This window comes from Synechococcus sp. R5-12, from assembly GCF_047502655.1.
Lineage (GTDB): Bacteria > Cyanobacteriota > Cyanobacteriia > Thermostichales > Thermostichaceae > Thermostichus.
The window spans coordinates 1-14,271 of the sequence record NZ_JANSIM010000205.1; the positions used below are offsets into that span (position 1 = coordinate 1).

15 protein-coding genes are annotated in these 14,271 nt (G+C 58.8%); 6 read left to right on the plus strand and 9 right to left on the minus strand.

Features of this window, described 5'->3' with window-relative positions:
* Nucleotides 1–133: 133 nt before the first annotated feature.
* The 4 genes from NW843_RS10770 to NW843_RS10785 form a co-directional block, all read right to left on the minus strand.
* The gene (locus NW843_RS10770; RefSeq protein ID WP_414388684.1) at nt 134–607 is read right to left on the minus strand and encodes a hypothetical protein; all 474 of its coding nucleotides are present in this window, start codon (nt 605–607) and stop codon (nt 134–136) included.
* A 340-nt stretch (nt 608–947) separates the two neighbouring features.
* Nucleotides 948–1,565 (minus strand): Npun_F5749 family FMN-dependent PPOX-type flavoprotein, encoded by a 618-nt coding sequence (locus NW843_RS10775; protein ID WP_414522935.1) that lies wholly within the window; start codon nt 1,563–1,565, stop codon nt 948–950.
* 48 nt (nt 1,566–1,613) lie between these two features.
* Complete coding sequence (locus NW843_RS10780; protein WP_414522936.1) at nt 1,614–2,888, minus strand: GNAT family N-acetyltransferase; 1,275 nt, start codon at nt 2,886–2,888, stop codon at nt 1,614–1,616.
* A 227-nt stretch (nt 2,889–3,115) separates the two neighbouring features.
* A complete protein-coding gene (locus NW843_RS10785) occupies nt 3,116–3,769 on the minus strand; it encodes a DUF3386 domain-containing protein (RefSeq protein WP_414522937.1) in 654 nt (217 codons plus the stop codon).
* 345 nt (nt 3,770–4,114) lie between these two features.
* Between NW843_RS10785 and murA the strand changes: the two genes are divergently transcribed.
* From murA to sixA, 3 genes are all read left to right on the plus strand, one after another.
* Nucleotides 4,115–5,431 (plus strand): UDP-N-acetylglucosamine 1-carboxyvinyltransferase, encoded by a 1,317-nt coding sequence (murA, locus tag NW843_RS10790; RefSeq protein ID WP_414342656.1) that lies wholly within the window; start codon nt 4,115–4,117, stop codon nt 5,429–5,431.
* Nucleotides 5,432–5,535: 104 nt separating this feature from the next.
* Nucleotides 5,536–7,752, plus strand: a complete 2,217-nt coding sequence (locus tag NW843_RS10795; RefSeq protein ID WP_414522938.1) for a transglycosylase SLT domain-containing protein — start codon at nt 5,536–5,538, stop codon at nt 7,750–7,752.
* 137 nt (nt 7,753–7,889) lie between these two features.
* Complete coding sequence (gene sixA / locus NW843_RS10800; RefSeq protein ID WP_414522939.1) at nt 7,890–8,477, plus strand: phosphohistidine phosphatase SixA; 588 nt, start codon at nt 7,890–7,892, stop codon at nt 8,475–8,477.
* A gap of 61 nt (nt 8,478–8,538) precedes the next feature.
* Here sixA and NW843_RS10805 read toward each other — a convergent pair whose 3' ends face one another.
* Nucleotides 8,539–8,832 carry a DUF3082 domain-containing protein gene (locus tag NW843_RS10805; RefSeq protein WP_414375373.1) on the minus strand — a complete coding sequence of 98 codons (294 nt, stop codon included), beginning with the start codon at nt 8,830–8,832 and terminating at the stop codon, nt 8,539–8,541.
* Between the two features lie 84 nt (nt 8,833–8,916).
* On the opposite strand from NW843_RS10805, the gene NW843_RS10810 reads away from it, so the two are divergent.
* Nucleotides 8,917–9,609, plus strand: a complete 693-nt coding sequence (locus tag NW843_RS10810) for a J domain-containing protein (protein WP_414522940.1) — start codon at nt 8,917–8,919, stop codon at nt 9,607–9,609.
* Here NW843_RS10810 and NW843_RS10815 read toward each other — a convergent pair.
* The 3 genes from NW843_RS10815 to NW843_RS10825 all read right to left on the minus strand — a co-directional run bounded on the left by NW843_RS10815 (nt 9,601) and on the right by NW843_RS10825 (nt 12,395).
* The gene (locus tag NW843_RS10815) at nt 9,601–10,470 is read right to left on the minus strand and encodes an SDH family Clp fold serine proteinase (RefSeq protein WP_414350282.1); all 870 of its coding nucleotides are present in this window, start codon (nt 10,468–10,470) and stop codon (nt 9,601–9,603) included. The genes NW843_RS10810 and NW843_RS10815 overlap by 9 nt on opposite strands.
* 70 nt (nt 10,471–10,540) lie before the next feature.
* Complete coding sequence (locus NW843_RS10820; RefSeq protein ID WP_414522941.1) at nt 10,541–11,422, minus strand: hypothetical protein; 882 nt, start codon at nt 11,420–11,422, stop codon at nt 10,541–10,543.
* 1 nt (nt 11,423) lies between these two features.
* Entirely contained in the window at nt 11,424–12,395 is a 972-nt protein-coding gene (locus tag NW843_RS10825) for a fatty acid desaturase (RefSeq protein ID WP_414350279.1), read from the minus strand.
* Nucleotides 12,396–12,752: 357 nt separating this feature from the next.
* On the opposite strand from NW843_RS10825, the gene psaK reads away from it, so the two are divergent.
* Nucleotides 12,753–12,998 (plus strand): photosystem I reaction center subunit PsaK, encoded by a 246-nt coding sequence (gene psaK, locus NW843_RS10830; protein ID WP_011431775.1) that lies wholly within the window; start codon nt 12,753–12,755, stop codon nt 12,996–12,998.
* 121 nt (nt 12,999–13,119) lie between these two features.
* On the plus strand, nt 13,120–13,257 hold the full coding sequence (locus tag NW843_RS10835) for a photosystem II reaction center protein K (protein WP_414332566.1): 138 nt from the start codon (nt 13,120–13,122) through the stop codon (nt 13,255–13,257).
* Nucleotides 13,258–13,595: 338 nt separating this feature from the next.
* Here the strand turns inward: NW843_RS10835 and NW843_RS10840 are convergent, their stop codons facing one another.
* Entirely contained in the window at nt 13,596–14,135 is a 540-nt protein-coding gene (locus tag NW843_RS10840; RefSeq protein ID WP_414332564.1) for a DUF3611 family protein, read from the minus strand.
* Nucleotides 14,136–14,271: the final 136 nt, after the last annotated feature.

Consider the following 14,271-nt stretch of genomic DNA (forward strand, 5'->3'; position numbering starts at 1 on the left):
TTTCAGTATAGTTGAGCTTATTATTGACTAGAGTCATGCTCCGCGCGCAGCTTGGACATTTGCAGCGGTCACCTCAAACTCCTCTGGGGCAACTTCTCCATTCCTCACTCTTCTGGGCCAAAGGGGGAGCACCCTAAGGCTGCAAGATCATCGACCAGGAGCCGCTCTCCCCATCCCAAAACGGGGCCAGAGACTCTCCCACCACATTGGGCCCCCAATAGCGGCGGGTTCCATCCAGGGCGAAAGCCACCACAATGTCTCCGGGGCCGATTTGCAGCGGTTCCTCTCCCAAGCTCAGCAGCAATCCCTCGCTCCCCCCCTCTCCAGGGGCAAAGTCCCAGTGGGCCGTTTCCGGATTGATCATCCGTTCGCCGCTGCGCATCAAGATCACCAGCCGAACCGGATGGGGCGTGCGATTGCCGACCCGAAAGGGTCCCGTACGGGCGGAGGTGGGGACAGCCTGGGGGGGCAAGGCAGGTTCTGAGTGCAGAACAGGGACAACATTCCCCTCAACGGAATCCTCCAAGGCTTTCAGCGTCGGTTTCTCCAGAGTCTGTGCCCTCAATCCCTGCACGAGAACCCCTACCCCAACCAGAGCGGCAGACAACACTAGGGATCCCTTGCCCCTCAAAGCTCTGTTCAGCAATGGGCCGCCGGCGAAAAAAGAGGCAACAGCCTGAGCGAATGAGCAGATCAAGACGCACATCGAGACCACTGCAAGCCAAAGTGATACGTGTCGAGTTAGACAAAAGGCATCAACTGCTGCCCTACCCCTGATAGACCAGCCATACGCGTACAGAGTTCCATCAGAGGATAACGCCCCCACCGTGCAGAACACGATCGTTCAGCTACGTTAACACGTCCATTCCTCTATTCCCTGTGCTTTGGAGGAACAAGGAATAAGGGATCCCCCACTCCAGACCAGGCTAAGCAAGTTTGGATCCCTTTTAGGGATTCACAGCCCGACGCTGCCACCCTTTGGAAGTGCGCTCGTACACCGTCCGCAATTGGGGATAGATCTGATCCCCCTTAAGCTGTAGGTGATCCACCTCCGTTGGCTCCAGCAGTAATGCCACAAAAGTCTGCGGGGGCAGCGGATCTTTCTCTTTCGGCAACTCTTGAATAAAAGCCTCTGGCGGGGCGAGCGGCCCTTTGGGTTCCGGCCAAAACCAGAGGAGCCGTCCTTTTTCCGATATCTGTTGCCACAACTGCTGCCGCTGGCGCTGGGCCTGGGGATCCGGATGATCGGCGGCGATGGCCTCAAGGGTGCCAGCGATGCGGAATTGCTCGCGGGTTTTGCAGAAATACCAGCAGATCTGGGCTTGGGGGCAGTGGGCAATTTGTCGGATCTTCTCGCTGCGACTATCCACCGCCAATTGAATGCGGTCGGTATCGCCCAAAAACCCCCGGAAAACGACCGTGCGGTTGCGCGGATGCCCCTGGGGATCCACCGTGGCCAATTGCAAATACCGCACACTGGGATCGCTACGGTTCCGGTGCAGTGCCGCCTGAATCAGCGCCCGCCAAGAGGGATCCGCAGTAGAATTGCCCTTCGGGTCTTTCATCCGTTTTTCGCAAGGTGCAAGCAAGCCAGGATTGGGGCTCTCTCTCCCTTAGCTAGGGGGTGGAGAAGCCTCAGATTGGGAGTCTCTGGAGAGCCCTGGTGAAGACTCCACACCGCTGACGCGACCAGAGCTGGGATCTGGCTCGGTTGGGCTAATGGGATGAAAGTGGTGCTCTACCCAGCCCTCCGGCGGCCCCTCAAACCGCTCCGGCACTGGCTGCTTCACCTGTAATCCCCGCAGCATCGCGTTGAGATAAGCACTATCCCAGGTAAAGAGGCGGCTTTCGCGGATTTTGTGCCACACCGAACGCGACATCAGCAACGTCCGCTCTACATCCTGGGCTCCCAGCTTCAGCAAGAACTCCTCCCGTTCCGGCTGGTAATCGGTGGAGGCCAAGGCCAGAGATTGCGGCGGATGAGCCTGAGTAAGCTGGGCCATCTTGGCCATGAGTTCGGGGTAAAGCCAAGTGTAGGCAGGGTGAACCGTAAGCTTGGCCACATGAGGTTGCTGCCCGGTGCGATCCAACTTCAAGTTGAAGTAGCCGATGGCGGTTTTGCGTTCGGGCTCATAAACACACACTTCCACCCGCTCCGTCTGGCTAATGGCGCATTTGACCTGCTCCAAAAGCCAATCCAGTGGGCTGGTGCGAAAATCGTTCACCTCACGGTCGTACACCTGGCGCACAGTGGCCGGCATGGATCCCGTATCCAGTTGGTAGATGGCATAGGCATCCCGGTTGGTCACCGGCACCAGGTTGGGCAATTTGGGCTCGTGCTGGCTGAGAGCTGCCAGAATATCGGCTGGAATCGACCAGTAGGTGATCTGAGCCAAGGGTTGGAAGCCGTTGCGCCGGTAGAGCGCCATTGCCCCCTTGTTGTGGATGTTCACCTCCAGGATCCAGGTGCGAGCTTCCCGAAAGTGCTCCATGCAGTGCTTGAGCAGCCGGGATCCCACCCCCTGTCGCTGGGCAGAGGGCGCCACTGCGATATGATCGACCCGCCAGGTGCTGCGGGAATGGTTGAAGGGAGAAACCTGAATCACTCCCTGAATCTTGCCCTCCAGCTCCGCCACATGCACCGTAAACATGTGCTGAAAGCGATTGGGAAACAGGGTCAGGGTTTTCAGGGGCCCATACCACTGGCGCAACCGCCGCACTTGGCGACGAATATCCACCGAGCGGCTGCCGTACTCTTCATCAAAGGCTTGCGCCAAAATCTCTTCCACAGCCTCCAGATCCCCCAGTTGGGCGGGGCGAATGATCAGCTCAGGGGCACCAATGGGGGCTTCGGCATCCGGGTCGGGTCTTGCTGTGGTGTTGTCCATGCCAATCGCAGGCGGGAGAATATTCAAAGCATAGCTCAGGCTCTCTTGCTTTTTCTAACCGGGAGGATCGTTCTGAAACAAAGCTTGAAAGCCTACAGATCGGCTTTCCCGTTATCGAGAAAGGCTTGGCCGCCAAGAAGGGCGTGAACTCAGCCTCCCGGTAGCTGCCCAACAGTGACGAACGGGAGAGCTGGCCCCCTACCCTGCTGGGGTCAATGCCGGGTCGCTCACGCCCCAGTGTCCAGCAAGGTCAAGTTGCTGAAGGTGAAGCGCTTCTCCACAGGGCCGGTTTCCGTCTCCGTCTGGATACGCCGCTCCGAGAGGATGTAGTACTGGCCCACTTTTGTATACAGATCCTCGAATTGGCTGCGCCCGCCCTTTTGCTCGCCCGTTTGGGGATCGTGATAGACGGAATCGTAGCGGTGGGAAAGATAGCCTTCGCCGGTATCGTGGCTGCTGAAGGTGTGGATGGTAACCACCACTCCGTGGATATGCCGGTGCACCATGGTAACCTGGTTATCGCGCACGTGGTAGCGATCCCCTTCTGCTTTGCCCCCCACCAGGATCTCCACTGTGCCATCGGGCAGGGTTTGGCCATAGCGGAAGGTGTTGTTCCCATGGGTCTCGTCGAAGCTGCGGCGCACCCGGTGAATGGCAATCTCCCAGAGTTGGTTGTGAATGGCTTTTCGAGCTTCCTCATCTTCTACGCCGGTAACAGTGGCCTTTAGGTCTGCCCCCACTCGCACCTGCCCAACGAATGTGCGCTCCCCATCCCAATAGGTGACCTCGGCGCTGTAGCCCGGGAAAGCGGGATCCCAGGTGTAGCGGTTTTCATAGGCGGCCCGAAACAACTCTTGGGCAGAGACTTGAGTGGCAATCATCGGCTGTCTCCTTCCTGTTTTCCTTGCAAGCACTTCCCCTGAGCATCCATCATACCGCCCCCTGCTGTTGGGCTGCCCCCCAGTTGCCTTCGCTGAGAACCTGCATCTGGTGAACTGGCCTAGCCGCTCCCCTGTCCGCTGCTGCAGGATAGAAGCACAGCCATGGGAACTTCTTCCTCACACCCAATTTGGCTTGCGAGTTTAGCCGCTGCTGTGATCCCCAGAGTATTCTCTGAGAAGGGTTCGCCTATTTTTTGTGGGTGAGGAGGGAGATTGAAAGGTTCTGACAATCGCGTCAGCGGGGCGGATCCCCTAGAGCCTGGCCTGACGCCGCCCCAGACCGGCATGGCAACCGCGCCAGAGATGATGGGGCCAGTGCTGAAAATCATTGGCAAGCAGACCCTGAGTGGCCACATCCCTATTGGCGGGGCGAAAAACTCTGCCTTGGCGCTGATGGCCGGGGCCATCTTGGCTCCTGAGGCCTGTCGAATTCACAATGTGCCCCGTCTGCTGGACATTGAACGCATGGGACAGATCCTGGCCACGCTGGGAGTTAAGGTTTCCCATGTTGGCAATACCCTGGACCTGGATGCCAGCTCCCTCAAAACCTCTCAAGCCCCTTATGAATTGGTCAGCCAGTTGCGGGCCAGCTTTTTCATCATAGGGCCTCTGTTGGCGCGGCTGGGGGTGGCCAGAGTTCCCTTGCCCGGCGGCTGTGCGATCGGGTCTCGTCCTGTGGATCTGCATGTGCGGGGTCTACAAGCCTTGGGGGCGACGGTACAAATCGAGCATGGGGTGGTTCATGCCTATGCCCGTAAACTGTTGGGAACCCGTATTTACCTGGACTATCCCAGCGTCGGTGCCACCGAGACCTTGATGATGGCCGCTACGCTGGCGGATGGAGAAACGGTGATCGAGAACGCCGCCCAAGAGCCGGAGGTGGCGGATCTAGCCCGTTTTTGTCAAGCCATGGGGGCCCGCATTCGCGGTGTCGGCACCAATACGGTTGTGGTGGTAGGGGTGCCCCGCTTGCATGGAACAGAGTACACGGTCATTCCCGACCGCATCGAGGCCAGCACCTATCTCATTGCCGGGGCCATTACCCGCTCTCACCTCACGGTTGGCCCTGTCATTCCCGATCATCTGCGGGCGGTGATCGCCAAGTTGCAAGCCATGGGTCTGCGGGTGGAAGAAGAGGGCCCAAACCGGCTGCGCATTGCCCCGGCTCAACTGAGCTCAGGCTGGCTCTGTCAGGCAACTGATATTCAAACGCTGCCCTATCCCGGTTTCCCCACCGATGTGCAGGCGCCGATCATGGCCTTGGCCGCCTTGAGCGAGGGCAGTTGCACCATTGAGGAGACGGTGTTTGAAAACCGCATGCACCACATTCCCGAGCTGAATCGCATGGGAGCCGATATTCGCCTGAAGAACCGAGTGGCCCTGATCCGAGGGGTGCCGTCCCTTTCCGGCGCTCCGGTGGTGGCCGCCGACCTGCGGGCGGGTGCGGCCCTGGTGTTGGCCGGTCTGGCGGCTGAAGGCTGCTCCACGATCCACGGATTGCACTACATCGACCGGGGCTACGAAGCCATTGATGAAAAGCTGCGCAGTGTCGGGGCCAAGGTGTACCGCAGTGAAAGCCCGACAGCGCAATTGGGGAAATGAGCCGTTTCACCGCCGTTTGAAGTTTGAAGAAATCGTTGCATCTCTCCCTGCCTATCGCCTGGCCACAATGCGCGGCGACCGCTTGCTGGGTGAGCTTTCCAGCCATGTTGCAAGTATCGAGTCGTCCGGTGGCTCAACGCAGTCGGGTTGAGTATCTTAGTTCAGAGGTGGTGGGGAGGCAAAGCATGGGGATCCTGACAGGCAGCAAACGACGCTGGATAAGATGGGCTGCCGGTGTGCTGGCAGCGGGAGCAGCTCTGGGTGGGGCCGTCTGGGGCTTCTACACCTCATCCTGGGCAGAAACCGCGGAGGTGGCCTCTGCACCAGAAGACAGGGATCCGACGCAACTGCCCCAAACTTCCACAACGGCCTTTCTGCGGGCCTACGCAGCGCTGCAAGCCGGCCAAGCGCAATCTGCCTTGAAGGATTTGCAAGGGCTGGAAGAGAGCCTGCCGGTTTTGAGGGAAGAGATTTGGAAGCTCAGGGCCCAAGCCTATGAACAGTTGCAGGATAAGGAAACAGCCCAAGGGATCTGGTGGCCCCAGATTTTGCAGGAATATCCCCACAGTCCTGTGGCCGCCTACGCCCTCTGGGGGATGGGCCAGGTGGATCGGCTGCGGCAGCAATTTCCCACCCACCCGCTGACTGGACGTGCCCTCAAGCATTTGCTGGAGCTGGATCCCGACCGCTATGACCTGCTGCGGGATTTGGCCCAACATCACCCGCAAACCCCTGGGCTAACGCCGCTGCTGGATCGCTGGCGGCAGGCTCAGGAGGGATCCCTCACGGCTTCCGACTGGCAGATCCTCGCCGATGCCTACTGGGAGCAACGGGAGTACGGCAAAGCTGCCCGGGCCTATGGGCGTGCCCCCGCCACCTCTCAGAACCTCTACCGCTGGGGCCGCAGCCACCAGATCTCGCGGGAGTTTCCCCAGGCCAAAGCGGCTTACCAAGCGCTGCTGGCACAGTTTCCCGATGGGCCAGAGGCTTCTCTCACCCGCCGCCGTTTGGCGGAACTGAGCGACCTGCCGACGGCGATCGACTTGCTTCGACAGGTGGGATCCGGCTCAGATAAAGAAGCTCCAGAGGCGTTGCTCAGCCTCAGCCAGCTCTATGATCGCAACGCCAGCCCCCAATCGGCCCAAGCCACCCGGCAAGCCCTTTGGGATCGCTTTCCGGCCAGCGAAGCTGCGGCCAACGCCGCCTGGACGGTGGCCTGGAGCCAAGCGCAAGCAGGCAATCTCAGCCAAGCCATCGCCCTAGCTCAACAGATTGGATCTGCTCAGCGGGACACGGAAATGGGGGCACAACTGCTCTACTGGGCGGGCAAATGGCGGGAACAGCAGGGGGATGTGGCTGCGGCTCGGCAAACCTATCGGCAGGTGCTGCGGCAGTTTCCCCACACCTACTACGGCTGGCGGTCGGCAGTGCAACTGGGCTGGCCGGTGGGGGATTTCTACAGCGGGCGCAAAAGAGTGGAGGTGGATTTTCAGCCGGTGCGCCAACCGTTGCCAGGGGTCTCTGCAGTTACGCAAACCCTGCATTTGATGGGAGCCAGCCAACTGGCCTGGGAACGCTGGCAGGGCGAAACTCTGGTGCAGCGGGATCCCGGCCAGATGAGCGCTGCCGAGCGCTTTGTTACGGGCATTTTGCGCAACAGCGCCGGAGAGCACCTGCGGGGCATTAACCAGGTGGCTGCTTTGCGCTTTAGCGAAGAGCCGGATCCCTTGCTGGAGACGTTGAGGCAGCGCCAAGATTTCTGGCAGGCCATCTATCCGCTGCACTACTATGCGGGCCCCGACAATTCCTGGAGCGGGGATCCCTACGCCCAACCCGGCTTGGCCCACTGGTCACGGCAATTTAACCTCAATCCCTTGATGGTGGCGGCTTTGATCCGGCAGGAATCCCGCTTTGAGCCGGAGATCGTCTCGGCCTCGGGGGCTTTGGGCTTGATGCAGGTGATGCCCGCCACCGGGCGCTGGATTGCCCAGCAGATCGGCCTGGCCCAGTACAGCCTCACCAACCCCGCCGACAATCTCTACCTGGGATCCTGGTACTTCGACTACACCCACCGCACTTACCAAGACAACACCTTGCTGGCCCTGGCCAGCTACAACGGTGGCCCCGGCAACGTGGCCAGATGGCTGAACCGCTTTGGCTTCGGGGATCCGGACGTGTTTGTGGAGCAGATCCCCTTCCCCGAAACCCGGGGCTATGTGAAGTCCGTGTTTGGCAACTACTGGAACTACTGGCAGCTCTACACCCAGGAGGGGCGCACTCTGGTCAGCCAGCGACTGCATAACCCCTCGTCTTCTTCATGACTTCCGGTTTTGTCGCGGGAGTGCTGCCGTAGAGGGAGTGGGCTTTTTTCCCACAGTATTCTGGGAGAGTTACAGTTATTCCAAGATTTGGCAGTCAAGATTTGACAGTGCCGTTCGCGCTGACAGGACGGGGTTCTATGGTCTCTGGGTTTGAACAACAGGAGGGCGTTTGCGTTAGCGGTGCGGAGCACTATCAGGGGGCGGCAGAAAAGCAGACTGCCCGACAGGAATTGGCCGTGGATTTTATTCGCCATGGCATAGCCGAGGAACCCCGGCCAGAAGTCGAGGATGCCTTTCGGGCCCTTACAGACGAAGGTCGCAAGCGTTGCCGCAAGGTTGCCCGCCAGCTCAAGAACATGGGCTGGAGGTGGGATCTCCTGCTCACCAGTCCCTTGGTGAGGGCTCGACAGACCGCTGAGATCTTTTTGGACGAGAACCTGGCCGAAGCTGTGGAGGTGTTTGAGCCGCTGGCTCCGGGGGGCAGTTTTGCTGACCTGGTGCGCTGGCAAGCAGAGCGGGAACCTCTGGCGTCTTTGGCTCTGATCGGTCACCAGCCGGATCTGAGCCTGTGGGTGCAAACGGCCATTGGGCTGAACCCGGCCCATGCCGACGCGATCACCCTCAAAAAAGCGGGCCTAGCCCAAGTGCGCTTTGCCGAAGGCCGGATTGACTACCGCCAGGGATCCCTGACTTTGTTGCTCTCCCCCAAGGTGGTGCTGCGCTGAGAAGAAGCTGGCTCATCATGATAAACGCCCAACGAGTCGGCCAGAGGTTGTGCCCCCAGCTTCAGCGCCGAGAGGAGGTCAGCCGCTCGCCCAGCAATTGCACACAATAGGCCGCCAGCCCCAACCCCACCATGGCAAACATGAAGGCAATCAGGGAAACGGAACCGACCAGCAGGTAGCGCACCAGAATGCTGATTCCGCGGGCCAACGATCCAATCTCCACCTCAATTGGCGGCAACTTGGCCAACATCGAGAGCAGCAGTTGAAAGAACCCGTAGCCCAAACTGACGGCGATGGCGGCCCCCAAGAGGGCACTGAAAGGGTTGGGGGATCCCTGGGGCGAGGCGGAAGACATGGGGCAGCACCGGAAAACTCACCTTTATTCTAGGCTGCAGGTACAATGTGGAAGTTTCTTTTCTTTCCGGCAAGCCTAGGGGTTATGGAGAGCGGATCGGGAGTGGGATCCCACTACGAAGTTTTGGGCGTTTCCGTGGCGGCGACGGCGGAGGAGATCAAGTCTGCCTACCGTCGTTTGGTCAAGTATCACCATCCCGATAGCCTGCTGGCCAAAAAAGATCGGGCCACCGCTGAGCGCATCCGCCAGATCAACGCTGCCTACGCGGTGCTCAAGGATCCCCAATCTCGCCGCGAATACGATCGGCAACTGCACTCCAGCCGCACCTCACCCCGCCCCCAGCCGAGGGGATCTCCCCATGAAACCGTCAGCCACGAAGCCATCGCCCGTGCAGCCTGGATCCGACAGGTCTACACCCCTCTAAACCGAGTGTTGGGGCCCTTGTTGTCTTCCCTAAAGCCTCAGTTGAATGCTTTGGCGGCGGATCCCTTTGATCCCAACCTGTTGCAGTCTTTTGCTGACTATCTGGAAGAGTGTGCGCAGAAACTGGCCCAAGCCCAGCAGATCTTTGGCCGCCTCCCCAATCCCAGCAGCCTGGGGGGAGTGGCTTCTCGCCTCTACTACGCCCTCAACCACCTAGAGGACGCTCTAGAGGAGCTGCAGTATTTCCCCCTGAACTTCGACGACCGCCATCTGCACACCGGACAAGAGCTGTTTCGCCGGGCAGGGGGGCTACGCCTGGAAGCTATGGAAGCTTACGCCAAGAGTTCACCCTAAGCCAGAGCGGGATCCCCCCCTGGGCAGAGAGGGGCGAGGATCATAGGGGATGGGGATGTACTGCACGGAAGGGCGGCCCATGGTGGCCTGTGGGTACAAGTCCATCAGGGCATAGATTTGGGGTGGCAACTCAGTAGAAATGGGCAGGCCCAACCTTTGGGCTTCTTCGGCGGTGATGGGGTAGTCGTGGGTAACTTGTCCACTGGTTAGGTACTGGATGAGGGGCTCGATGCGTTCGGGGGCAATTTTGCGCTTGGGCACATCGTCCTTCAGGAGATCCCGCACGAAGTTCTGTACCTGTTGCATCGCTTTGCGGGCCAGATCTGCCAGGATCAAGGTTTGGTCATCGATTTCGGCAATGGGTTTATCCGCCACCACCTGCAGAATACTGGCGGCAGCATACCCCCCCAACTGTGGATCCACCGGCCCCAGGACTGCATTGGCATCCATGACGATTTCGTCGGCGGCCAGGGCCAGCATCGTCCCCCCCGACATGGCGTAGTGGGGCACAAACACTGTCACTTTGGCCGGATGGCGGATCAAGGCGCGGGCAATTTGCTCCGTAGCCAGCACCAGGCCACCGGGGGTATGCAAAATCAAATCAATCGGGGTATTGGGTGGAGTGAGGCGAATCGCCCGCAATACCTGCTCGGAGTCCTCGATGCTGATGTAGCGGGAAACCGGGATCCCCAAAAAACTGATCGACTCCTGGCGGTGAATGAGCAGAATCACCCGGCTGCCCCGCTTTTGCTCCAACTCCCGAATGGCCATCAAGCGCCGGAACTCTTGGGCACGACGGTTCAGCAGAGGTTGCAAAGAGCTGAAGATCAGGAAAATCCAGAACAGGCTGCCCCAGTCCACTTTCGCACCTCAAGTGGGATCCCTTTGACTCCAGCATAGGGGATCCAAAATCTTCGGCGATCCCTGAGCCTCATGAGTTGGGTTCAGACGCCGCAAAAAAGCGATCCAAAGCCTGCAGCAAATCCGGTACGGAAGCTTGGTCAATCCAGGATCGAATATAAGCCTGTTGCTCCGCCAAGTTTTCAATGCGGCCCAACTTTTGCATGGCCAAGTAGCGGGTTTCTGCCTCGGCGCGATTGGTTTGCAAGTCCAGCCGCTGCTCCGGGGTCAGCGGATACTCCGTTTGGGCCAGCAGGTAATCCGCCACCATCATGAACAGCAGAGGCCCCGCCAATTCCACCTGAGGCTCGGCTTCTGGCTCAGAATCAGCAACAGCGAGATCTTGGAGATCTTGAAAAAGATCCTGACCCAGTTGCAGCAGCTCCTCTGCTGAAGCCGCCCGCAGCACCGTCTCGGCAGTGGCCCGGAGCGGCTCTGGGGAAACCCTGTGGTGAGTGGCCAATTCCGCCAGGGCCTGTTCCCATTGATCCCGTTGGGCTTGCACCACAGCCCGCTCTTCTGGAGAAAAGTCCAACCGCTCCAGCACCACCTGCAGAGCCACAGCCCCCACCAACAGGGGGGGGAAGCGCAGCACTGTAGAGGCGGATCCCGCCTGCTCCAAAAAGGCTTCCAAATCCGGGCCAGATCCCCTGTCCAGCAAGTCCTGCAAGTAGGCCAGCACCTCTTGGGGCGAGGTCAACCTGAGGATCCCTCGCACCTGTGCCCGCAAGTCTGCGGGGATCCCAAGGAGCTGCACCTGGACTTCGGCCCGCGCCTGCGCTTCTGCAATCAACTCCGGCAAATCTGCCGTTGCCCGACCGGCCTGCAACAAAACCTGACTAGAGTCCTGCAACAGGCTGGCCGCTTCCACAAACAGCAGCACCTGCGGGACTTGCAGCGTTGGCCAAACCATGCTAGCCGGGCTGTGGATCCGCAGGGGATCCCTCCGATTCTGGATTGGCTGGCGCAGCGGGGTGAGCTGAAGTGGGCTTGTGCCAGTGCAGACCGATCAGAGCATCGTACAAAAAGCCCCAAAACTCTCCCTTCTCCCAGATCCCCAGCGTTTGCTGGCAGTTGCGCGCGTCCAGCTCAGGTTTGGCTGCCCAGTAGGCTGCTTGGTATTTGTACCAGGGAACAGAAGGCCAGAGATGGTGGATCAGGTGATAGTTTTGCCCCAACAGCAGAATGTTGGTCAGCCATCCGGGATAGACGCGGGCATTGTACCACCGCTCTTGGGATTGAAAAGGGCGATGGGGCAGGTAGTCAAAAAACAAGCCCAGCAAGAACCCCATGATAAAGGCAGGGGGTAGCCAATAGTTCATGATGTAGTCGGTGTAGCCGAAGTAGCTGGCCAGACCAAAGGTCAGGATAACCACCAGCCGACTCAAGCCCCACTCCAGCAGATCCCAGCGACCTTTCCGCCAGAGCTGCCGCTTAAAGAAAAACACCTCATGGTAGAAAAACCGCGGCGCGATCAGCCACAGCGGCCCTCCCGTTGAGACATAGTGATCGGGATCGTCTTCAGGATGGTTGACGTGGGCGTGGTGCTGCATGTGTACCCGCTTAAAGACGGGATAGACAAAACCCTGCAACAGGGCAGAGCCGTGTCCGAGTGCCTCGTTCAGAAAGCGGTTGCGGTGGGCCGAGCCATGGGAAGCATCGTGAATCACCGTGCCCAGAACATAGAGGGCCACAAAATTGAGCCAGAACACCATCCATTTGGGCCAGTGCCAAAAGGCGTACCCGCCAAAGCAAGAGGCCGAAAGCACCACCGCAGCCAAAAACATCAGCAAGGTGGGATTCCAAAATTCCGAGGGTGGCCCCAACAGCTCACGAGGCAATGCGAAAGGTTTTTGGGCTGGTTCAGCAGTAGCAGCAACAGTCATCGGCAGCCATCCTTAGGTGCGCACAGTGCAGACAGAGAGGATGGGTCGAGGCAGCGCGTCCCAGTCATCACACCGAAAAGAGATCGAAGAGATAAGTTTGTTAACTTTCGTTAGTATACGGCAGAGACCTGCCCAGCTTCTCAGCCCAAGCCTTATTTTCCTCACAACCCCAGCCATGGGGGCACCTTCCTCTCCTGGCCAAGGATTCCTGAAGGATCCCGGCAACGGCAAACTGCCCCTGAAGCCAGAGAAAAGCCGTAGTGTGAGGTTTTGTTGCAATTCATGTGCAGATTGCGAGGGGATCCCAGCAGGAGGGGTAATCTAAGGGTCGGTTAACCTGAGCTGAGGATGGAAACCATGATGCCTGTTGTTGCGCTGTTGGCTCTGACCGCTCAAACCAGCCCCTGGTCCCCCCTGAACGCCGTGATCATTCTGCTCTGCACAGGGCTGGCTTACCTGAGCTTCAAATCCTCTTCTGGAGTGGCCTCAGAGACCGGGCCGGTACTGGGAATGACCTGGCCAGAAGTCATCGGGGTTGCCAGCTTTGGCCATTTGTTGGGAGTGGGGGTCGTTTTGGGCCTCTCTAACATTGGCGTTCTCTAGGTCGCCACTTCCTTTACATTTCTTGAACTTAGTCCGGATCCCTGCTGGATGATGTTAAGCTCTATTTTAATTCTGAAAGAAGCAGTTTCTTCAGCCGCATTTTCCCCTGAGGTTTGTTGCTATGTCAGCGATGGTGCTCCTGGCCAGTTTGCCGGAAGGCTATGAATTGTTTGACCCGCTGATCGACATTTTGCCGATCATCCCTGTTCTGTTTTTCCTGCTGGCTTTTGTCTGGCAAGCGGCAGTGGGCTTTAAGTAAAGCCATTGCTTTTACTGAGGTCGCAAAGGTCTCAAAGGCCTGGGTGGTCTGGAGAAAACTCAAGCAAACCTAAAGGGCTTCCCCCAGCTTATCTCCCAAGTTGGGGGCTCTTTGCTTTGCCCACTTATGGTCATTTCGATTCAAACTAGGACACTGCACCCACGCCTAAAACGTTAAATGCACCGTGCCAGAAGGCCTTTCAAGGACTCCGTCCCGCTAGCGCGAACAGTAGCTCAGGTGTCTTGCCCTGAACTGGAACGACTGTAAACGACTATAAAAACAACAAGCCGTCTCGCCACTGTCCACATGACTCCCAAAGGTGGGCCAGGGATCCGGCGCTAGGGTTCGCGGTCGAGGACACCGGTAATCCAGAGAACCCCTGCCAAGCAGACGAAGTGGGCAAACGTCACGTTGATGTTGGCGGCCAGCAGCAGCACTCCTGTCACCTGGTTGGCCTGGGTGCGGGAAAACATGCGCGCCAACAGCTCGCCCACTTGGGCTTCCATACCAATCAAAGCAAGGAAGGCCCCAATGAGGCTGACATAGGTGACCAACTGCAACTGCTTGGGCAAATCCAATTGGCTTAGGGCATCAGCAGAAGCTGAGCGGCGCTCCGCGTGGAGCAAGTAGCGCCAGTTGAAGAACAGACCGGCTGCCAGGGTGAGCAATGTAAACAAGGTGAACCAGAAGGCGATGACAGCCCCCAGCGAGTCATCTCGATAGACGGTATTTTGGCCGATTAAAAAGCCAAACCACAGCAGCAGCGCCGTCGCCCCCAAGATTGCCTGGAACCAAAACCCAAAGCGACGAGTCATGCGCAAACGAGACTTCATCCGCTCGATAGCCGCCCGTACTGACGGCGACATGGGCTCGTTCATCTTTTTCCCCCGCTCGCCTGGATGAACACCAACGTTCGCTTCCAGCCTATCTTCATTCTCCGGCCCCAGTCACCAAATTTTCGGGCTGGAGACCCGCACCATAGCCGCAGGCTTGGTGTCGGGAGGAAAGCCCGCC

Bases quoted from the DNA above. Each gene is read 5' to 3' on its own strand.
- psaK (WP_011431775.1), top strand. From the start codon at position 12,753: ATGATGCCTGTTGTTGCGCTGTTGGCTCTGACCGCTCAAACCAGCCCC.
- NW843_RS10780 (WP_414522936.1), bottom strand. From the start codon at position 2,888: ATGGACAACACCACAGCAAGACCCGACCCGGATGCCGAAGCCCCCATT.
- NW843_RS10785 (WP_414522937.1), bottom strand. From the start codon at position 3,769: ATGATTGCCACTCAAGTCTCTGCCCAAGAGTTGTTTCGGGCCGCCTAT.
- NW843_RS10805 (WP_414375373.1), bottom strand. From the start codon at position 8,832: ATGTCTTCCGCCTCGCCCCAGGGATCCCCCAACCCTTTCAGTGCCCTC.
- sixA (WP_414522939.1), top strand. From the start codon at position 7,890: ATGGTCTCTGGGTTTGAACAACAGGAGGGCGTTTGCGTTAGCGGTGCG.
- NW843_RS10775 (WP_414522935.1), bottom strand. From the start codon at position 1,565: ATGAAAGACCCGAAGGGCAATTCTACTGCGGATCCCTCTTGGCGGGCG.
- murA (WP_414342656.1), top strand. From the start codon at position 4,115: ATGGCAACCGCGCCAGAGATGATGGGGCCAGTGCTGAAAATCATTGGC.
- NW843_RS10840 (WP_414332564.1), bottom strand. From the start codon at position 14,135: ATGAACGAGCCCATGTCGCCGTCAGTACGGGCGGCTATCGAGCGGATG.
- NW843_RS10835 (WP_414332566.1), top strand. From the start codon at position 13,120: ATGTCAGCGATGGTGCTCCTGGCCAGTTTGCCGGAAGGCTATGAATTG.
- NW843_RS10795 (WP_414522938.1), top strand. From the start codon at position 5,536: ATGTTGCAAGTATCGAGTCGTCCGGTGGCTCAACGCAGTCGGGTTGAG.
- NW843_RS10810 (WP_414522940.1), top strand. From the start codon at position 8,917: ATGGAGAGCGGATCGGGAGTGGGATCCCACTACGAAGTTTTGGGCGTT.
- NW843_RS10825 (WP_414350279.1), bottom strand. From the start codon at position 12,395: ATGACTGTTGCTGCTACTGCTGAACCAGCCCAAAAACCTTTCGCATTG.
- NW843_RS10820 (WP_414522941.1), bottom strand. From the start codon at position 11,422: ATGGTTTGGCCAACGCTGCAAGTCCCGCAGGTGCTGCTGTTTGTGGAA.